The 17135-nt window shown below is 66.8% G+C and carries 23 protein-coding genes and 2 tRNA genes; 5 read left to right on the top strand and 20 right to left on the bottom strand.

The window, feature by feature from the left end; translation table 11 throughout:
• Positions 1-306 precede the first annotated feature (306 nt).
• Together tig and OHA37_RS25650 are read right to left on the bottom strand one after the other, a co-directional pair.
• A complete protein-coding gene (tig, locus tag OHA37_RS25655) occupies positions 307-1719 on the bottom strand; it encodes a trigger factor (RefSeq protein ID WP_266908914.1) in 1413 nt (470 codons plus the stop codon).
• Between the two features lie 187 nt (positions 1720-1906).
• Positions 1907-1983 (bottom strand) — tRNA-Pro (locus OHA37_RS25650).
• 200 nt (positions 1984-2183) lie between these two features.
• Between OHA37_RS25650 and OHA37_RS25645 the strand changes: the two genes are divergently transcribed.
• Positions 2184-2254, top strand: a tRNA-Gly gene (locus OHA37_RS25645).
• Between the two features lie 69 nt (positions 2255-2323).
• On the opposite strand, the gene OHA37_RS25640 is transcribed toward OHA37_RS25645, so the two are convergent.
• The 11 genes from OHA37_RS25640 to OHA37_RS25590 all read right to left on the bottom strand — a co-directional run bounded on the left by OHA37_RS25640 (position 2324) and on the right by OHA37_RS25590 (position 9453).
• A complete protein-coding gene (locus OHA37_RS25640) occupies positions 2324-3532 on the bottom strand; it encodes a tyrosine-type recombinase/integrase (protein ID WP_266908912.1) in 1209 nt (402 codons plus the stop codon).
• Positions 3532-3735 carry an excisionase family DNA-binding protein gene (locus OHA37_RS25635; protein ID WP_266908910.1) on the bottom strand — a complete coding sequence of 68 codons (204 nt, stop codon included), beginning with the start codon at positions 3733-3735 and terminating at the stop codon, positions 3532-3534. Before OHA37_RS25635 ends, OHA37_RS25640 begins: the two co-directional genes overlap by 1 nt.
• Complete coding sequence (gene repSA / locus OHA37_RS25630) at positions 3728-5053, bottom strand: replication initiator protein RepSA (RefSeq protein ID WP_266913094.1); 1326 nt, start codon at positions 5051-5053, stop codon at positions 3728-3730. Before repSA ends, OHA37_RS25635 begins: the two co-directional genes overlap by 8 nt.
• A 47-nt stretch (positions 5054-5100) precedes the next feature.
• Complete coding sequence (locus tag OHA37_RS25625; protein ID WP_266908908.1) at positions 5101-5283, bottom strand: hypothetical protein; 183 nt, start codon at positions 5281-5283, stop codon at positions 5101-5103.
• Positions 5284-5372: 89 nt separating this feature from the next.
• Positions 5373-5693 carry a membrane protein FAM174 family protein gene (locus OHA37_RS25620; RefSeq protein WP_266908906.1) on the bottom strand — a complete coding sequence of 107 codons (321 nt, stop codon included), beginning with the start codon at positions 5691-5693 and terminating at the stop codon, positions 5373-5375.
• Positions 5694-5716: 23 nt separating this feature from the next.
• Complete coding sequence (locus OHA37_RS25615; protein WP_266908904.1) at positions 5717-5875, bottom strand: hypothetical protein; 159 nt, start codon at positions 5873-5875, stop codon at positions 5717-5719.
• A 17-nt stretch (positions 5876-5892) separates the two neighbouring features.
• Positions 5893-6084, bottom strand: coding sequence for a mobile element transfer protein (locus OHA37_RS25610; protein ID WP_266908902.1), 192 nt, complete (start codon positions 6082-6084; stop codon positions 5893-5895).
• 9 nt (positions 6085-6093) lie between these two features.
• A complete protein-coding gene (locus OHA37_RS25605; RefSeq protein ID WP_266908900.1) occupies positions 6094-6747 on the bottom strand; it encodes a DUF2637 domain-containing protein in 654 nt (217 codons plus the stop codon).
• Positions 6748-6825: 78 nt separating this feature from the next.
• Positions 6826-8187 carry an FtsK/SpoIIIE domain-containing protein gene (locus tag OHA37_RS25600; RefSeq protein ID WP_266908898.1) on the bottom strand — a complete coding sequence of 454 codons (1362 nt, stop codon included), beginning with the start codon at positions 8185-8187 and terminating at the stop codon, positions 6826-6828.
• A 2-nt stretch (positions 8188-8189) separates the two neighbouring features.
• A complete protein-coding gene (locus tag OHA37_RS25595; RefSeq protein WP_052871649.1) occupies positions 8190-8531 on the bottom strand; it encodes an SCO3933 family regulatory protein in 342 nt (113 codons plus the stop codon).
• A 139-nt stretch (positions 8532-8670) separates the two neighbouring features.
• Complete coding sequence (locus OHA37_RS25590) at positions 8671-9453, bottom strand: GntR family transcriptional regulator (RefSeq protein WP_266908895.1); 783 nt, start codon at positions 9451-9453, stop codon at positions 8671-8673.
• Positions 9454-9471: 18 nt separating this feature from the next.
• Between OHA37_RS25590 and OHA37_RS25585 the strand changes: the two genes are divergently transcribed.
• Entirely contained in the window at positions 9472-9942 is a 471-nt protein-coding gene (locus OHA37_RS25585) for an NUDIX hydrolase (RefSeq protein ID WP_266908893.1), read from the top strand.
• A gap of 11 nt (positions 9943-9953) precedes the next feature.
• The gene (locus tag OHA37_RS25580; protein ID WP_266908891.1) at positions 9954-10430 is read left to right on the top strand and encodes a hypothetical protein; all 477 of its coding nucleotides are present in this window, start codon (positions 9954-9956) and stop codon (positions 10428-10430) included.
• A 443-nt stretch (positions 10431-10873) separates the two neighbouring features.
• Here OHA37_RS25580 and OHA37_RS25575 read toward each other — a convergent pair whose 3' ends face one another.
• Positions 10874-11230, bottom strand: a complete 357-nt coding sequence (locus tag OHA37_RS25575; protein WP_266908889.1) for a hypothetical protein — start codon at positions 11228-11230, stop codon at positions 10874-10876.
• A gap of 470 nt (positions 11231-11700) precedes the next feature.
• On the opposite strand from OHA37_RS25575, the gene OHA37_RS25570 reads away from it, so the two are divergent.
• Positions 11701-12999 (top strand): hypothetical protein, encoded by a 1299-nt coding sequence (locus tag OHA37_RS25570; protein WP_266908887.1) that lies wholly within the window; start codon positions 11701-11703, stop codon positions 12997-12999.
• 78 nt (positions 13000-13077) lie between these two features.
• Here OHA37_RS25570 and OHA37_RS40805 read toward each other — a convergent pair whose 3' ends face one another.
• Positions 13078-13743 carry an endonuclease domain-containing protein gene (locus OHA37_RS40805; RefSeq protein WP_353963462.1) on the bottom strand — a complete coding sequence of 222 codons (666 nt, stop codon included), beginning with the start codon at positions 13741-13743 and terminating at the stop codon, positions 13078-13080.
• Positions 13744-13867: 124 nt separating this feature from the next.
• Positions 13868-14065, bottom strand: a complete 198-nt coding sequence (locus tag OHA37_RS25565) for a hypothetical protein (RefSeq protein WP_323182365.1) — start codon at positions 14063-14065, stop codon at positions 13868-13870.
• A gap of 327 nt (positions 14066-14392) precedes the next feature.
• On the opposite strand from OHA37_RS25565, the gene OHA37_RS25560 reads away from it, so the two are divergent.
• Positions 14393-14683, top strand: coding sequence for an Imm32 family immunity protein (locus tag OHA37_RS25560; RefSeq protein ID WP_266908885.1), 291 nt, complete (start codon positions 14393-14395; stop codon positions 14681-14683).
• Positions 14684-14786: 103 nt separating this feature from the next.
• Here the strand turns inward: OHA37_RS25560 and OHA37_RS25555 are convergent, their stop codons facing one another.
• The 4 genes from OHA37_RS25555 to OHA37_RS25535 all read right to left on the bottom strand — a co-directional run bounded on the left by OHA37_RS25555 (position 14787) and on the right by OHA37_RS25535 (position 17089).
• Complete coding sequence (locus tag OHA37_RS25555; protein ID WP_266908883.1) at positions 14787-15053, bottom strand: DUF6959 family protein; 267 nt, start codon at positions 15051-15053, stop codon at positions 14787-14789.
• A 556-nt stretch (positions 15054-15609) separates the two neighbouring features.
• Entirely contained in the window at positions 15610-16338 is a 729-nt protein-coding gene (locus OHA37_RS25545; protein WP_266908879.1) for a GntR family transcriptional regulator, read from the bottom strand.
• Positions 16335-16559, bottom strand: coding sequence for a hypothetical protein (locus OHA37_RS25540; protein ID WP_266908877.1), 225 nt, complete (start codon positions 16557-16559; stop codon positions 16335-16337). Before OHA37_RS25540 ends, OHA37_RS25545 begins: the two co-directional genes overlap by 4 nt.
• Before the next feature lie 251 nt (positions 16560-16810).
• A complete protein-coding gene (locus tag OHA37_RS25535; RefSeq protein ID WP_266908875.1) occupies positions 16811-17089 on the bottom strand; it encodes a hypothetical protein in 279 nt (92 codons plus the stop codon).
• Between the last annotated feature and the right edge of the window lie 46 nt (positions 17090-17135).

Here is a 17135-nt window from a genome sequence, read left to right as displayed (position 1 = left end):
TCTCCGACGGCCATGTGCCGTCTCAGCGTCTCGTTCTGGGGCGCGGACCTGCCGTGCGGACGATGTCCACCGGCGTCGGGTACTCCCGTGCCCTCGTATTCATGGACCCTAACGCGCAGCTACGACAACGCCATCCCGCTTCCCGAACTGTTCGCTCGGAGCGCAAGGTCAGAGGCCCCTCACGGAGGGTCTCGCAGGGGGTCTCCGGGAGGGCGTCCCGCAGCAAGGCCGAAGGGCCCGGACGCGATGGCGTACGGGCCCTCCGGGCCGTGCTCTGGTGCTGCTCAGTGGGGGTGACCCCGGGTGTTACTTGGCTTCGTCGGCCGCGATCTCGCCGTCGGCCTCGACCACGTTCTCGACGGTCTCGGCAGCCTGCTCGACCGCGTTCTCAGCGTTCTCGTCGTCCTCGTCGTCGGAGAGGTCGACGACCTCACCGTTGGTGTCGGTGACCTTGGCGGCCTCGACGACGGCCGCGAGGGCCTTGCCGCGGGCGACCTCGCCGACGAGCATCGGAACCTGGCCACCCTCGACGACGGCCTGGGCGAACTGGTCGGGGGACATGCCGGAGGAGGCGGCGCGACGCATGAGGTGCTCGGTGAGCTCCTCCTGGTTCACGTTCAGCTTCTCCTTGTTGACCAGCTCGTCGAGGACGAACTGGGTCTTGATGCCCTTGATCGCCTGCTCGGCGGTCTCGGCGTCGAACTCCTCGACCGTCTTGCCCTGGATCTCCAGGTACTTCTCGATGGTGAGGCCCATCTGGCCGAGCTGGTGGTGCTCCAGGTTGTGCTTGCGCGTCTGGACCTCGTCCGCGAGGAGCTTCTCGGGGATCGGGACCTCGACGAGCTCCAGCAGCTTCTCCAGGACGCGCTCCTGGGCCTGCGTGGCCTGGTCGTACTGCTTCATGTTCTCGAGGCGCTTGCGGCTGTCGGCCTTCAGCTCCTCGATGGTGTCGAACTCGCTGGCCAGGCCGGCGAACTCGTCGTCCAGCTCCGGCAGCTCACGGGCCTGGACCTTGGTGACCTTGACGGTGACCTCGGAGTCCTTGCCCTCGGCGGAGCCGCCCTTCAGCTGGGAGGTGAAGGTGGCCTCGCCACCGGCCTCCAGGCCCTTGACGGCCTCGTCGATGCCTTCGAGAAGCTCGCCCGAGCCGATGGTGTAGGAGACGTCCTGGGCGACACCGTCCTCCAGCACCTCGCCGTCGACCTTGGCCTCGAGGTCGATGGTGACGACGTCGCCGTCCTGCGCCGCGCGCTCGACGTCCTTGGTGGTCGCGAAACGGCCGCGCAGCTGCTCGACCGACTTCTCGACGTCCTCGTCCGAGACCTCGACGGCGTCCACGGTGACCTCGATGCCGGAGTAGTCCGGGATCTCGATCGCGGGACGGATGTCGACCTCGGCGGTGAAGGCCAGCAGTTCGCCGTCCTTCAGCTCGGTGATGTCGACGTCGGGCTGGCCCAGCGGGTTCAGGTCGGCCTCGTTGACGGCCTCGGTGTAGAACTTCGGGAGGGCGTCGTTGACGGCCTCCTCCAGCACCGCACCGCGGCCGAAGCGCTGGTCGATGACACGGGCCGGGATCTTGCCCTTGCGGAAGCCCTTCACCGTGACCTGCTGGTTGATCTTCTTGTAGGCCGCGTCGAGGCTGTCCTTGAGCTCCTCGAAGGGCACCTCAACAGTGAGCCGAACCCGAGTCGGGTTCAGGGTCTCCACGGCGCTCTTCACGGTTCGGTCTCCTTGTGGCTGACTGCTGGGGGTCTCTGCTCATCGCCGCGGTCTAGCGGTTCTCAGCGGATCGGGCCCGGTACATCAGACACACGGGCACGCAGCTTGCATAGTAGCCGCAAGCGGCAATCAGCCCACAACGCGATCATCAACGCGGTCCCGAAGGGGGATCGCGCGGTCCTCCTGCTGGTCGGGGTGGCCGGATTCGAACCGACGACCTTCCGCTCCCAAAGCGGACGCGCTACCAAGCTGCGCCACACCCCGTCGGTGCGACACGTAGGGTACATGCCCGAAGACCCTCCGCCGCGCGGAGTTTCGGCGAAAGGCGCGCCCGGGGCCCACGGCGATGCCCCGGCGGCGCGGCCGCGGCCACACGCGGGCGCGAAATGCTGTGTGCGATCCCCCGCCGGGACCCGCTAGGATGCTGTTCGTGCCGCGGTCCCCGGACCTGCGTCGCACGTGCTGCGGGTGTAGCTCAATGGTAGAGCACTAGTCTTCCAAACTAGCTACGCGGGTTCGATTCCCGTCACCCGCTCAGAGACGCAAAGGGCCAGGTCAGAGGATGTTTCCTCGACCTGGCCCTTCGTCGTTCCCGGGGCTGCGATCAGCTCCGCGTGCCCCCTGCGTGCCCCTTCCGCTGTGGATCTTCCTTCGTGCCCTTGGTGGCCCTCACGGGCTTCTTGGAAGTCTTGGGGACCTTGGGCTTCTCGATCTTGCGGCTCTTCTTCACGAGCCCGCTCAGGGCATCGGCGATCAGCCGGTCCCGATCGGCGCTGGCGTGCTGGTAGATCAGCGCGGCACGGGCGGTGCTGTGACCCATGCGCGTCATCAACTCCCGGGTGCTGGCACCCGTTGACGCGGCCAGCGTGTTGCCCGTGTGCCGGAGATCGTGGAAGTGCAGCCCCTTGATCCCCGCTTCTCGACACGCCTTGTGCCAGAGCCGGTTGAAGTGGTTCCGGCGCGGGGTCGCCCCCTTGGCCCCGACGAAGACACGCCCATCGGCGCCGGCCTCCGCGTACCGCTTCAGGTGTTCATGAAGGTCCGGGAGGATCACGCCGGGGATGGAGACCGTCCTCTTACCCGCGGCACTCTTCGGCGCCTTGATCTCCCGCTGCCCGTTGCTCAGTTCGGCGACAGCCCGCCGGACACGCACGGTCCGTTGCTCCAGATCGACATCCCGCCGGTGGAGGCCGATCAGCTCGCCCCAGCGCAGCCCGAGGAATCCGGCCATGAGCACGAGGGTCCGGTAGCGCGGCTGGATCGATTCGGCCAGCGCGTAGACCTCCTTAACCGTGGCGGTGGGTCGCTCCGGGGTGTGCACGCTGCTGGCGCCCTTGACCTGGCAGGGGTTGCGCCGGATCAGCTCGTCGGACACGGCCGTACCCAGGATGGCGCGGAGCAGGGCGTAGGCCTTGGCCACCGTGGTGGGCCCGGTACCGCCGGCGAGCTTGTCGGCACGCCAGCGCCGTACGAGGGGTGGCGAGATCTCCCCCAGGTTGACCCCGCCGAGGACCGGGTCCAGGTGGTGCTTGAGGAGCGAGCCGTAGAGCTGTCGCGTGGTGCTGGTCAGCTCACGCTCTTTGATCCAGGCGACGGCGTACGGCCCGAAGGCGACCTTCCCGGCGTCGGGATCACGCCAGTCACCCCGTCGCATCTCGGTCTGCGTGTCGGCGAGCCAGTCGTCCGCGTCCTTCTTGGTACGGAAGGTCTCGGGCGCGGGGCGGAGCTGTCCGTCCGGGCCGAGGTACCGAGCCTGGTACCGCCCGGAGGGCAGCTTGCGGACCCGGCCGAACGGTCGGCGCTTCCCGGCCATCAGGCTGCCACCCCTAGACGGCTGCGGCGCGGCGCGACGGTGTGGGCTTCGATGTAGGCCCGGACGGCGCTCTCAGGGATACGGACGTGTCGGCCCACCTTCACGTACGTGATCCGCCGTTCCTCGACGAGGCGTCGGGGGAACCGCACGGTGGTGCCGAGCAGTTCGGCGACCTGGACGACGCTGAGGTAGCGCTCATTCATGCTGCTCTCCTTGCAGGGCTTCGCGGGCGGTCTGGCGGTTGAGTTGGATATCCCGGGCGATGGTGGCGGCGAGGACGGATTCCCCCGGGCTGTGTCCGTGGCCGACGTACTGCCAGGAGGCGAGGACGAGCACGGTGTCCGGCTCGACGTCGTCCAGGCCGCGGGCTTCGCGTTCCTGGGCGGCGCGGTAGTCGGCGCGGGTCTGGCGGAGGGCGCCGAGGGTGGTGGAGTACTGCCTCGACTTGGTGGAGAAGTGGCCGCGGAAGCCGAGCATGTGCGACCAGGCGGCAAGGCGGCGGTCCGGGTAGAGCGGGTCGAGGTCGAGGCAGGCCCCGATCAGGCGGGCTGTGTGGTCGGGGACGTCCAGAAGGACCAAGGCCTCGCGGTTGCCGATGCGACGGTCGAGGGTGCCGGTGTTCTCGGCAGCCTTGGTTGCGTACTTGGCGACGTACGAGGCGACCGCCTGTTCGGTGATGTCGGAGCCGTCCCCGAAGGCCTTGATCGGGCGTACGTCGAGCTGGGTTCCCCACCTGAAGGTGCGGGCGGGTTGGTGAGCAGCGGCCGGGACGGTGATCGAGGTGTAGGCGTGGGCTACGGCGGCCCGGATCGAGCGGTCGAGCAGCTCCGTGGTGGCCCAGGACGGCGGAGGGCCGAGCGGGCCTGCGGGTCCGTCGATCCGGATCACGGCGTGGAAGTGGATGGCGCCGCGCTTCTGGAACTCGGCGACCTTGCCGTAGGAGATCCGGGCTTCCTCCTTCAGCTCGCGTTGGGTGAGGCCGGCGGAGGCGGCGATCTCACGGCGTAGGCGAGTGGTGAAGCGCTGCCAGAGCTGTCCCGCGTGGTTGTTGAAGAGGACAGCGGCGGCGTAGTCGTACCTGGCCGGGTCGAGGGCGGTGCCGAGTTCGAGCGCGTCCTCCTGGTGGTGCGTGCCGCAGCGGCAAGGCCGGCCGGTGGGGCGATTGTGGACCGGGCCGAAGGACGGGGCGGTGAGGGTGGCGAAGACGCGGGGGTGTTCGCGGACCGTCGCGGGGATGTCGCGGCGGTCGTCTCCCGCCAGGCCTGCCCGGATCAGGTGATAGGTGTCTCCGGCGTATGTCCAAGCGCAGGCCGGGCAACGGGACGCGCGGCGGTTGCCACAGGCGATGCGGAGGCGGGCACCAGGCTCGTTCTCGGTGGAGTAGCGGTGCAGGATCTCGCCGGAGGTCTTGTCCTTGGCGATGGTCCAGCCGGTGATGTGGATCGGGTCGGAGCATCCTCCGGTGCGGTGGATCTGGTCTTCCCAGCGTGCGTAGCCGGGGGCGCCGGCCACCTTCAGCATGTCGCCGAGGGTGGCCGGGTCCAGGCCCGCGATGGTCGCGGTGTTGGTCACGCGGTCACCGTCCAGTGGGGACGGCGGATGGGGCGGCGCGTTCCGGTGCCGTGGCAGGTGAAGCAGTGGGCGGTGATCGTGCGGAGGTGGCCGTTGTGGTCGCGGCCGCCGAGGGTGATGGCGACGGAGGCGTGGCCGTCGCAGTTCGGGCAGAGCTCTCCCGGGGTGTTCTGCTTCATGATGGTGGTTCCGTCCGGTTCGTTGGATCGGGCAGGAATGCGGCGCCGGGACGGCGGAGACTTGGCGGTTGAGGCCGTCCCGGGGCCGGTCAACGGCTCTTGAACTCCTGGCGCAGGGCGCGGACGAGGAAGAGCATGACGACGGCGCTGATGGACAGGGCGACGGCGGTGACCGCGACGGCCAAGAGCAGTGACACAGCGACGGAGGCCAGCGCGAGGACTCCAGCGACTCCGCCGGCGGCGATTGCGAGCGCGGTGCCGGGCGAGCTCTGGACCAGGCCGCCGAAGGCGCTCGGGGACTTCACCGGGACGGGCGCCGAGCCGGGCTCCGAGTACTCGACGGGCATGGGGGTCGGGCGGATGGTCGCCGGGGTGTAGGTGTCGGGGCTGGGGTACTTGGGCTTGAACATGGCCGTTCTCCTTCCAGGGCGGGTTACTTGTTGATCGCGGTGTCGATGGCCGGGGCGAGGAAGCTGTCCGCGAGGAGGAAGCCGCCGACGAGGATCACGGCGACGAGCCAGAGCGGCGGGCGGACGAGCTTGTAGCCGAGGACACCGACGACCAGCAGGGCGAACCAGAGCGGGACGTCCATGGCGTGGGCCTTTCGGGTCAGGCGACGCGGCAGCGGTGCGAGCGGGCGGCGAGCTGGGCGGCGGTCGAGGAGTTGTAGTCCGAGGACCAGCCGCAGCCGTCGGTGGTGCAGACGGCGGTGTCCTTGTTGCGGCCGCGGTTATCGCGGTAGGTGCCGATCTGGACGGGGCCGATCTTCATGAGCGAGCGGAAGTTGATCCGGGCGGGCATGGGAGCTCCTCAGGCGAGCTGGGCGGCGATGGCTTCGGCCATGGCGGGCGGTACGCCGAGCCGGGCGCGCAGGGTCTCGGTGTCGATGTCCAAGCCGGTGCGGGTGCGGTGGTCGGCGGCGATCTTCTGGGCGTGCGCGACGAGGGCGGGCGGAGCGGTGACCGTCGTCGCGGGCACCGGGGCTGGAGCGGGTAGGGCGGGGAACTCGTCGGCCTGTACGCCGGGTTCTGTCGCCCGCTCGACCACGGGCAGGGGCGCCGGGTCAGGGCCGAGCTCCGGTGCGCTGGGCGACGTAGGCCGGTGGACCAAGAGCGTGCCGCCGAGGAAGGCGAGTGCCGGCCATCCAGCGACGAGGATGCGGAGCCAGTCAGGGACATCGCGGAGGTCGAGTAGGCCGGCGGTCGCGACGTTCGCGCCGAGCGAGGCCGCGAGGGCTACGGCGAACCAGGACCAGGCCGACCGCGAGGGCTCCCCCGCATCCCGGAGGGACCGGAGGCGGTGCCAGGCGGCGACGAGGAGCAGGTCCACGCTGACCGGGTAGGCCCAGGCCTTCCAGCCGTCCTGTCCGGCGGCTTCGGCGAGGTCGTGGAGGTGGGCGAAGGAGAGGGCTCCGGCGATGACGGCCTGGACGAGGACGGCGTCCGGGCGGACCAGGCGGGTCATGGTGTTCACCTCGTTTCGGGCATGGGTGGGGTAGGGACTTGGCGCGATGAGGCCGCGCCGACCGGGTGGGGCTAGTGATCAGAAGGCAGGTGCCGAGGCGGTCTTCGGCTGGACCTTGCCGACGAGGACGCGTACCGGGAGCGCGGGCCGGAAGGGCTCCAACTCCGGGATGCTCGGGGTGCGGTGCGCTTGGGCGTTGCAGGTGTTCACGGCCTGGCGGAGCGTGGTGTGCGGGGCCCGGATGCGGGACCAGCCGCCGGAGGAGTCTCCGGCCACGGCGGTGCCGGGGCGGTCTTTGTCGATCTGGACGGCGGCGAGGACGGCGTCCGGGGAGATGTCCCCGAAGGCCATGTTGGCCGAGGTTTCGTCGTTGACGCGGTGGGCGGTACGGCCGGTGAGCTGGGCGCGGAGCATGGTGATGCCCTTGCCGAGTTCGGAGCCGAAGCGCTGGCCGCAGATCTCCAGGTGGATGCCGGCGGCACGGCCGAGCTGGGCGAGGCGGACCAGGTCGGTGACGATCTGGTCCCGTCGAGCCTCCTCTGCCTTACCCGCGGCGAGGGCGAGCTCCGCAACCTCATCCACCAGCAGCACGACGGGTACGGGGCGAAGGTGCGCGGGCAGGTCCCAAATTTCGGCGGTGATCTCCGCATCCGGGAGGTCGATGCTGATCCGTTGCTCGGCCCGGATTACCTGGTAGACGCGGCTCATGTACTGGACGAGTGCGGCGAGCAGCTCCGCTGCATCGTCCGGGTTGTCGGCGAGGGCGGTGAACCGCCGGGCCATCGGCGAGAGTTCCACGCCGTTCTTGCAGTCGATGCCGACGAGGGCGACGTTCTGTGAGGCCAGGCCGGAGACGAGCGTGCGTTGGTAGACGGACTTCCCGGACTTGGTCGCGCCGACGTTCAAGGCGTGCGGGACCTGCCGGTAGTCCCGGTGATGAACCTGCCCGTCTTCCCGCAGGGCCACCGGCACGCGGAGCGGTTCATCGGGCGCGGCAGCAGTCGGCATGCTTACCCGCTTGAGTACGTCGTATCCGGTCATCCTCAGCTCGACGACGCTGGAGCGGATCTCGTGCGAGACGACGTTGTGGAGGGCGAAGGAGTGGCGGAGCCGGTCCGACGAGGCGGAGAAGTCGAACGCGTCTTGTCCGGGCCGGAGTTTCAGCCGTAGGACCAGGCCGGTCGAGGTGGGCCGCAGCCGCAGGATGCGCGGCGAACGAGCCTCAGGTGCGGGCCTGTTAGCCACCCGAGCGAGTGCTAGTCGCCAGCGGGAGGGCGGGACGGTGAGCCCGCAGGCGTCCATCACCGAGCGGTAGCGGATCAGTACGCGGATCGTCGCGAAGGTGACCCCGAAGGTCATCCAGTACCAGGTGGGCCGCTGCCAGCGCAGTACGAGTGCCAGGGCGAGGACCACCAGCAGCGTGACCCATAAGGCGTTCATGCTCAGCCCGCCTTGGCGGTGAGCGAGGTGACGGCGACGGCGCGGAAGCTGATGCCGTGGCGCTTCTGGCCGTTGAACTCGTTCTCCCACGGGCGGGCGACGAGGCCGGTCAGGGCGACGGGGGTACCCATGACCAGCTCCCCCGAGATCCCGGGCGCCGGCACGACCACCGACAGGACCTCCGCCTCTCCGTAGGAGGCGAACAGCACGTCCACGGTCATCATCTGGGACCCGGTCTCGGGGTCGGTGGCGATCTCGCCGGTCCGACGGTCCTTGATCTTCACGGCCGGGGGCTGGGCGACCATCACCATGGCGGCCGAGGTGTCGACGGGAATCTGACGCACAGCGGATCACTCCTCTATAGATGCTGAACTCCGTCACTCATGTACAGGAGTGACATGAAGAAGAGTGCCCGACTCCTATACATGAGTCAACCCGCTACGAAGAGAAACTCGTAGCGGGCTGTGGGGAGTTGAGCGAGCGTCAGTCGCGTGCGGGGATCCGGTACTCGAAGACGAACTGGTCAGCGGCCATGAGGGTGTCGCAGACCTCGACCACACGGCCTTCCTCCGTGACGGCATCGCGGAGCAGATGCACCACGGGTGCGCCGGGAGTCAGCGATAGCTCGGTCGCCTCAGCCTTGGCGGCTGGCCGGGCCTGGAGCGTCTCCACGTACTCGGCGAAGACGTGGCCGTGATCCTCCAGCCGTGCGTAGATGCCGCCGGGCCCCGGATTCTCGGCGAAGAGCTCCGGGATGTCCTTCACGACGTCCCAGGGCAGGTACGAGGTGGCCGTCTCTACGGGCGTCCCGTTCCGGAAGTACAGCCGACGCCGGGCCAGCACCTGAGTCCCCGCGGTGACCCCGAGCCGCGACGCGATCTCCTCCGGCGCCTCCATCGGCCCGATGAACAGCACGCTCACCTTGGCCTCGGCCCCGGACTGCGCGGACTCAGCGAGGTACGCCGCCCTACCCTCCTGCCGATGCGTACGCCGGAAGCGATCGGAGGACCGGTGCCGCACGGGCGGCCGAGCCTTCACCAGCGACCCCTTGCCATGCCGGGTCTCCACGAGCCCGCTGGCCCGAACCTCCACCATGGCCTTGCGGATCGTCCCGCCCGCGACGCCGTAGCGCTCCACGAGCTCGGACTCACTCGGCACCATGTCGCCGGCACTCAGCACCCCGGCGCGGATCTGCTGCACGATGTCCTCAGCGATCTGCACGTAGCGCGGCACAGCCCCTCGGCCCCCTCCTACTGCGGTTCCCATAGTCCTTCTCTTCCTCCTATGCTCCTGTACATGAGTACGGGTTCCCCGCAGGCCAAGTCAACGCCACTGCACTCCGTGTCCGTAGCCGGGGCAGTGCTGCGCGAGGACGGCCGACTCCTGGCGATCCGTCGCGCGGACAACGGGACTTGGGAACTGCCGGGCGGAGTACTCGAACTCACCGAGTCCCCGGAGGCCGGCGTCCGCCGCGAGGTCCTGGAGGAGACGGGCATCAAGGTCGAGGTAGACAAGCTCACCGGGGTCTACAAGAACACCACCCGAGGCATCGTCGCCCTGGTCTTCCGCTGCAAGCCGGCAGGCGGCACCGAGCGCACCTCGGCGGAATCGACCGCGGTCGCATGGCTCACCCCAGAAGAGGTCACCGCCCAAATGTCCGAGGTCTACGCGATCCGTCTCCTAGACGCCCTGGACGACGCAGGCCCCCACGTCCGCAGCCACGACGGCCGCCAGCTGACCACAAGCACGTACTGAAAGAGACGCTCATGCCCGCGGACATCGCTCTGCACTTTGACCGTGTCCGCACCCGAGGGGACCACAAAGACCTCCGGCTACGCATCGGCTCCCACCAGCACCCATGCGATTCGTACTACCTCGCGATCGATGACTCGGCGACTGCCCCAGGCGGCCTGGGTGCGCGGCTCGCTCGGCTGCTGGAGCAGTGGGGCGCACAGATCATCGAGCTCAAGGATGTAGGCGGCACCGCCTATCTGCCGTACGACTTCTCGGACCAGTGCACAGCCTGGCTACGAGTGTCATCCGCAGACGGACAGACTGCCCAGGTCCAGGCTGGATGGAGCCTGATCGAGGCCTGGGGGATCGAGCCCTCCAACTACCTGGCCACAGCGGCCGAAGTATCGGACTTCGACCCGATCGCCAGTGCCCGCATCGAGTGTGCGCTTACCGAACTGGCAGCGCACATCAACGCCAACCGGGCCACCCTTGCAGCCACCGGGCCCTAGCGCGATAAGAGTTTCCCTACTTCATCAAGGGCGCTTCCGCCGCCAAGGCGGCGTCGCGCGCCCGTCGCCCCGGGCCTGCGCTCCTGTCTGCGCCCCGCTCCAGCCCGGGACGCCAGCCGCGCGCCAATGGCTCAGGACTTGATGGGCTGGGTAAGCCCGGCCTGATCGGTGAGCCGTCCGTCAGGACTGATGCCTCCGGCGGGGGCGCTCTGACTCTGGGATGGCGGGGGCCAGTCGTGCGCCCGCGGCTCCGTTGTGGTTCGGGGTGGGGGCTGTCATCCCGCCTGCCGTCGTCCCAGGGCAAGCCGTAGCAGACCAGCCGCCAGGGGCCCAGGTCGTTCGTCCAGCAGGGCGCTCCACCTGGGCCCCTGACGACTGCCCCGCTACCACTACGTGTGGGACGACGGCAGACGGGATGACAGCAGGGGTCGGCTGTGGCTGAGCTACAGCCAGGTGGACCAAACACTCGCCGCCGTGCCGAAGGCGATACCTGCCCCAGCAAGCCACGCTGGCCCTCGGAGTTCCGACATCGCTTGCTCAAGGATCAACCGCTGGATCCACTCGTAGGTGTACATGGTGCGTCCGTATGTGAAATGCGGCGCGCGAATTGCCTTCATTGCGTCGGACTGGGCCGTCATATCCGGGTACGTCCCTTCAGGGGCATGTATGACAGCGTCGATGGCGTCGAGATCAGACACCAACCGCTTGTACTCCCTGCGAGTTGATCGCCAACCCCAGAGCACCGCGGCGATAGGAAGAACGCCCCCGAGGGCAGCGAAGATTGTTGCAAGCCACTTCATGAGCGAACCTTAGAGCGCCCCTGCCGTCCGTCGCACTGAGTACAGCAACGCGGCACCGCCCCCCAGTAACCGGCCCGTACAGCACCGCTCCTCCGGGAGCTTGTAGCAGCCGATGGCCGTCGCTGACCGGTCTGGCCAGAGGTACGGATCAGATGGCGGGCCGCGCCCCTCCCGTGCCCGTTCCAGGGGGAAACAGCGGGGAACGACGGGCGCTGCCGGACCACGCTCATGCGAACGACCCCTGACCGTTTTGGCTGGTCAGGGGCCGTTCACCTGCGGTGGGTGTGGGATTTAAACCCACCGCGACTCGCGCCACGACGGTTTTCAAGATCACCCGCGGATGGACCGATCCACTGAGGCATACCGCTAAGCATCCGGGCTCGCGAAAATAACTCAGAGCAGACCCCCTAGGTGGCATCCTGACAAGCAGGAGCCTTGCAAGCACTCGGACTCACCGTAGGAGATCAAGAATGCCCGAGGATTCACGTAGCCTGGAAGTCGAGGGCCAATGGTGGCTGCCAAGCGACGAGGGGAACAAAGTAGCGGGCATTCTCTCTTATCATCCAGATACAGGAACCGAGCTCCGCCTGATCGGCACCTTTAACCCCCAAGATGCATTGCAAGCGAATGACGGAATATACAGCCGAATTCACGGACTCGCAGGCCGAAAGGAGTTTACACTCGAAGACTGCTTTCAGAAAAACTACACCGGCGAGGTCGAGAGGATTTCAGTACAACAAGTATTCAAGGGGACATGGTTCACTGAAGACGACGAGCCCAATGCCGATGGCGTGACAGCTGACATGCGCCACCTGACTCAATGGGTAGGGAACCGAGGAATTATCGCAAAGCACTACACCCACGAGGAGACCACAGAAGGAAGTCCTTACGCATCATTGGAGGTGCGCCGGCAGCCCGAGCGGTGCGCCACCTTGCCCAGCGGCCTGTCAATCAAACTCGAGCATCGCATCGGGCTGCCTTCCCATACCGGGACAGAGCAGTCGCTTCGCGAGCGCTACGTATGGCGTCTTGAATTTCCCGGCTTGATTTCGACGTCGGATGCCATCGAGCATGTAAGCGACTTGCAGGACTTGGTCAGCATTGCCACCGGACGCGTCGCAGAATATGACCAACTCAGTTTCTGCCATCCCGATGTTGCGGTAGATTCCGGTGACCAAAATCACCGAATTCCGATCACACTATTTGCCGAGTGGATCGCAAGAGACACCAGCAAGAAGCCAGGAATTCGCCATGCTGCGGAGATGTTCTTCACTTTCGACGAGCTTGGTGGAATCGATGGGGTGTCGAATTGGATGGAGAGCATGGTCCGCCATCGCGACACTCTCGGCCGCGTAATGGCTAGCCGTTATCGAGCTGGGCTCTTCGTCGAAGACCGCCTGTTTCATCGCGCCGTTGCCATTGAAGCCTTCGGGCGAACTCGAATCGGCTATAAAAACGTTAAGCTACCCGGCGCCCTAGATCATTGCTGCAATCTGGGAGGAGACCTTTTTGCGGAGCTTGTCGGGGATGTTGACGCCTGGTCTCGCATTGTAAAGTCCAACCGGGATGACATTGGCCACCATCTTGGCAAGCGACCCAATCAAGGTGGCAGCTCCCAGTACTTCCTTGCCGAGTCCCTTTACTGGCTTTACGTTGTGTGTGCGCTTCGGGAATCGTCTGCCCCGACCGCCGTTTTTGAACGCATCCAGAACCACTCCGAATGGGCGTGGCTTGGGCCGAAGGTGAGGGCTGTCGTTCAGGCAGGCTGACACATGGGGCTCTCACCACTGCATGACAACTGTCAACTCGAGGTTCACGGGGCCTCCGGATCCGTATACCGTCGCTGTCTAGTTCTCCGCACGACCCGATGGGATTGACCGAAGGGCTATTCCGACCCAGTACTTACCGGTCGAGGATCGGCGCTCGACGCCTCCCACCTTATGGAGAGCATCGTGAAGGCTCCGAACTGGGCATACTGCGCCTCCCGTCCAGTCAGCCCAAGTGGTGCGTATGGCGCTGGCCGCGACGCGCGAACTGCGGGCAGCAGGCGCAATGAACTCGCTGACGAATCTCTCGACCGCATCGGCATCCCTGGCTCGACGACGTGCAGCCACTGCCGTGTCTTCAGCTACCTCCGACAAGACGGATTCGAGTTCCCTGATACGCCGCTCAGCCATCTCTAGATCACTCTCGGCGCGTTCGAGTCGAGCCGAGAGCCGCTGCTCTTTTCGGTGAGCGACCACTTCGGCTCGACTCCTACCTTGATTCCATGGCTCAGCCGCATGGTCTTTGAGTAGGTATTTTATAGCGCTCAAGAGAATTTCGACATTATCGCGAGCGTTGCCCAGAAGAAAATTGCAGGCTTGACAGAGGATGCCGCGGACGATTTGACTGTCATGACAATGATCTACGGCAAATATGCCGGACTCGAATCCGGATACTGTCGATGAGCAGATCATGCAGGCACCCACCGTGCGAACCATGCGGACCTGCTCCAAGGTAAGCCCGTACATGCCCGCTGTCAGTTTCAGCGCCTTCCCTTCTGCACGGCAGCGTTCTCCGCAGTAACGAGCTGGCCCTGAGGGAGCGAACGGGGCCCCACACTCTTCACAGTCCTTTGTCCGCATGCTTGGACGCCTAGCGGAGCGTCTGTGCGTAGCGGTGGTGAGCAACGCCAGCGATGGCCTTGGAGTCGTACTCCCGCCCCTCATGGACTAGCAGATAGGTGATCGCCGCGTGGTAGCCGTAAGTGGCCCGGAAGGTCTCCTGTCCGACCTCGTCATGCTCTGCAATTGCCCGCAAGATGCCCGCGCGTGTGATGTCAGAAGGTGCCATGAGCGACACCGTAGAACAGCCCACCGACAACGCCTGTGGCCAGACTCCGGAATGGACTACTCCGCTCCGGTGTGTACGCGGGACGTTGCCCGGCCAGCACCAACTTCCATCAACAAAAATGCAGCTCAGCGCCACTCATGACATGCAGGCACTGGTCTCTCCTGAGCCCTCGGCCGACCGCTACCACACGACGAGGCTCGGCTGGCCTCGCGGCCTATTCGTGGACGGGGGCCGACTCACGGTCCCCTCCCGAGCCCCTGGCCTGCTGAAACACTTGAGACGCACGGGGCCTCCGGAGCCGTGTGCGCCGGGCGCATGATGGTCGCCATGACCTCTGAATCCCGCAGCGCCCCCGTTGAGAGCACCCAAGTCACGGCCGTGACCGATGGTGTCGCGCACGTCTTCACGTGGGAGGCGGACGCGCGGATTGAGGTGCGGGGCTTGGGGGGAGAGGTCGTGATCGAGGCGAATGCCCCGGGGCTCAGAACGCTTGCAGGGCATCTACTTGTACTTGCCGGGGAGGGTGTTCCCGATGGGAGCCACCTGCACCTCGAAGACAGCAACGGACTGGAGGACGGGTCCCTCGGGTTGATCCTGGAGCGCTGCGACGACGAGTGAGGGCGGCCGGCCATCAACGGCGGCGGATGCACACCTAGTGGCTCTCCGCAGCCTCGAAGGGGCCGGTGTGGCCATCGCTGACCAGTCTGGCTGCAGCTACAGATCAGAAAGGGCGGGAGATCCCGTGGGCCTCCAGCGCTTCGGTGTAGCGCTTGAGCTTCTCCCGCAGGTCGGCATGGATGAGGCCCGCCACGTACTTGGCCTCTTCCAGGTCGCCCGCGGTACACAACTCGATCAGCTCGGCCACATCCCCTTGGAGGCTGCTGAGGGTGTCCCCTTGGATCAGGACACCAGGAAACTTGCGGCCCTGGAGGCGCACCACGGCGTCGTTCCCGCCGTAGGTGAACAGCTCAGCCTCTACTCGTTCCACCGGAGCCCCCATCTCAGTTTCCGTCCCGTTCAGTTCGGTTCACGGCCCTCAGGGCGGGACGGCAACCGAACTCAACTGAGATGCCGCCAGGGCGTGAACGCAGGTGGACAGCCTCGTACACGAGGCCATGGAACAGCAACTGGCTTGGAAAGTCGCAACGCACACAGCGAAGCCCCCAGCGCTCGTCTGGAGGCTTGCTGTCGTTGGGGGTCGCGCTAGCCCACGGCTGTTGGCGGACGAGGTGCGACTTCGCGTTCTCCGCGAGCGGATGCTGCCGATGTCTCTAGGCGGTGGCCGCGGCTGATTGCTACGCGGACTGTGTCTCGCAGTGCTCTGGTCAGGTCTGCCGCCAGGACGCGGATTTCGTCCGGGTCAGCTTCCTTACCGGCGAGTACGTCGAGTGCGTGGTCCATGAGCTCGGTGCCCAAGTCGAGTTGCATCGCCTCGGCATTGTCAGCGATCCGGGACAGGTAGCCGGGGGTGTCGTCGGCGCTTAGGAAACAGGGCTTGCCGTCGGGGCCCGACCACGGCAGGAGTCGCAGCTCGTTGTGGGGTGTCATCGTTCCGCCCTCCTGTCTTCGGTCGTGTGGTGCGTGGTGAAGACGGCATCGGCGCGGTCGCCTGGGAGGGTCAGGAGGGCCGCCTCGACCACGCGGCCGGTCGTGTCGCTTGCCACGCGTGTGATCGAGAGGATGGCCAGGGTCGGGCTGATGCGAAGGGTTGTCGCTTCGACTGGAGTTGGGAGGCGGGTGCTGACCGTTTCCTGGACCACGGACAGTGGTGGGCGCTGGTCTGGCACTCGTGCGGTGAGCAGTCCTTCCGGGACGCTGGTCGGCGCCAGGTCTCGGGGGACGTAGATGCGGGCAAGGCTGTGCGGTGTCTTCCCCTCGTGGCTAAGGCAGAGGAACTCAGTCAACGGGCTGCGGGGCGAGACCTTGAGGAGGACGGTCAGATGGCCGTGCGCTCGGAGGTTGGTGGCGCGGACTGTGGTGTGGAGAGCCTCCTCGGCCTGGGTCGGTGCGCTCGGCGTGTGTCCGCCGCCGATGTACGTGGTCCTGCGGAGTGGGTGGCGGACGAAGTTGCCGCTGCCGTGGATCTTCTCTACTAGGCCTTCGCCCTGGAGGAGCGCGAGGGCGCTCCGGAGCGTGGGTGTGCTGACCTCGTAGTGGGCGGCCAGGCGGGCTTCAGAGGGGAGGCGTTCGCCGGCCTTCAAGTGACCCTTCGAGATCTGGTTACGGAGGTCCTCGGCGATGGCGTGGCGGCGGGACGGGGCGGGTTGGGTCACCAGTTCCTCCGCATTCGGAGGGCGATGAAGCGGGTTCGGGCGTGCATGGTCAGGAGTTCGCCCGACTCGAAGCAGAGTCGCTTCGCGCTGGCGGGGAGTTGGATCAGGTCGATGACGCGGCACGGTTGGCCACCGATCTGGATTACGTCGCCGCGTTGGACGGTGGTCGAGGTGATCTCGACGTTTGCGGCGAGGGCGCCGCTAGGGGTCCATCCGCTCACTGGGTCACCTGCCGCGGTTCGGGCCGGTCGTTTGGGGTGTGGCAGGGGCAGTCGCAGGCCTCGTAGATCACGGGGACGCCTACCGGACCCGTGGCGGGGGACGACTGCGCGCACTCGTGGTGGGTTCCGATCGTGCACGCGCTCGACCGGTAGGGGGTGGGGTCCGCGGCGGGCGGTAATGCCGGCCGGAGGGGGCGCCCCCTGGTGCGGGCGGTTGTGGGGACCATACGGTTCGACATGCTGATCAGCTCCTACTGCTGTCGGCCAGGTCCCCGGACGTCGCCCGTCGCGGGGACCGCTTTACGTACGGCGGCCCAGAGGGTGCGGCCGGTCAAGCTGCTGGCTAGGAGTCCGAAGCGGTCGGCCTCCGCTGCCACTTCCAGGACCTCCCTCCAGGTGGAGGCGGGCAGCGCTTCTGGTACCTCCGCTTCGATCGACGTGTAGCGGGCGTGCTCCTCCACTCGTGTGGTCAGGCCCATGGCGGACAGTCGGGCGGCGATGCTCTCGGCTCTTGAATCCGAAGCGGGCACCGAGGGCCTCCGTCGCCGAGTGAACACGTTGAGTGAAGCTAGTTAA

The sequence above is a fragment of the Streptomyces sp. NBC_00335 genome, assembly GCF_036127095.1.
GTDB lineage: Bacteria > Actinomycetota > Actinomycetes > Streptomycetales > Streptomycetaceae > Streptomyces.
The sequence above is the reverse complement of the archived record's forward strand: the minus strand, read 5'-3'. Positions and strand labels throughout refer to the sequence as shown.

Bases quoted from the DNA above. Each gene is read 5' to 3' on its own strand.
- OHA37_RS25575 (WP_266908889.1), bottom strand. From the start codon at position 11,230: ATGAAGTGGCTTGCAACAATCTTCGCTGCCCTCGGGGGCGTTCTTCCT.
- OHA37_RS25585 (WP_266908893.1), top strand. From the start codon at position 9,472: ATGCTCCTGTACATGAGTACGGGTTCCCCGCAGGCCAAGTCAACGCCA.
- OHA37_RS25615 (WP_266908904.1), bottom strand. From the start codon at position 5,875: ATGGACGTCCCGCTCTGGTTCGCCCTGCTGGTCGTCGGTGTCCTCGGC.
- OHA37_RS25580 (WP_266908891.1), top strand. From the start codon at position 9,954: ATGCCCGCGGACATCGCTCTGCACTTTGACCGTGTCCGCACCCGAGGG.
- OHA37_RS40805 (WP_353963462.1), bottom strand. From the start codon at position 13,743: ATGTACGGGCTTACCTTGGAGCAGGTCCGCATGGTTCGCACGGTGGGT.
- OHA37_RS25600 (WP_266908898.1), bottom strand. From the start codon at position 8,187: ATGAACGCCTTATGGGTCACGCTGCTGGTGGTCCTCGCCCTGGCACTC.
- OHA37_RS25610 (WP_266908902.1), bottom strand. From the start codon at position 6,084: ATGCCCGCCCGGATCAACTTCCGCTCGCTCATGAAGATCGGCCCCGTC.
- OHA37_RS25605 (WP_266908900.1), bottom strand. From the start codon at position 6,747: ATGACCCGCCTGGTCCGCCCGGACGCCGTCCTCGTCCAGGCCGTCATC.
- OHA37_RS25565 (WP_323182365.1), bottom strand. From the start codon at position 14,065: ATGGCACCTTCTGACATCACACGCGCGGGCATCTTGCGGGCAATTGCA.
- OHA37_RS25635 (WP_266908910.1), bottom strand. From the start codon at position 3,735: ATGAATGAGCGCTACCTCAGCGTCGTCCAGGTCGCCGAACTGCTCGGC.
- OHA37_RS25570 (WP_266908887.1), top strand. From the start codon at position 11,701: ATGCCCGAGGATTCACGTAGCCTGGAAGTCGAGGGCCAATGGTGGCTG.
- OHA37_RS25620 (WP_266908906.1), bottom strand. From the start codon at position 5,693: ATGTTCAAGCCCAAGTACCCCAGCCCCGACACCTACACCCCGGCGACC.
- OHA37_RS25640 (WP_266908912.1), bottom strand. From the start codon at position 3,532: ATGGCCGGGAAGCGCCGACCGTTCGGCCGGGTCCGCAAGCTGCCCTCC.
- repSA (WP_266913094.1), bottom strand. From the start codon at position 5,053: ATGCTGAAGGTGGCCGGCGCCCCCGGCTACGCACGCTGGGAAGACCAG.
- OHA37_RS25560 (WP_266908885.1), top strand. From the start codon at position 14,393: ATGACCTCTGAATCCCGCAGCGCCCCCGTTGAGAGCACCCAAGTCACG.
- OHA37_RS25590 (WP_266908895.1), bottom strand. From the start codon at position 9,453: ATGGGAACCGCAGTAGGAGGGGGCCGAGGGGCTGTGCCGCGCTACGTG.
- OHA37_RS25625 (WP_266908908.1), bottom strand. From the start codon at position 5,283: ATGAAGCAGAACACCCCGGGAGAGCTCTGCCCGAACTGCGACGGCCAC.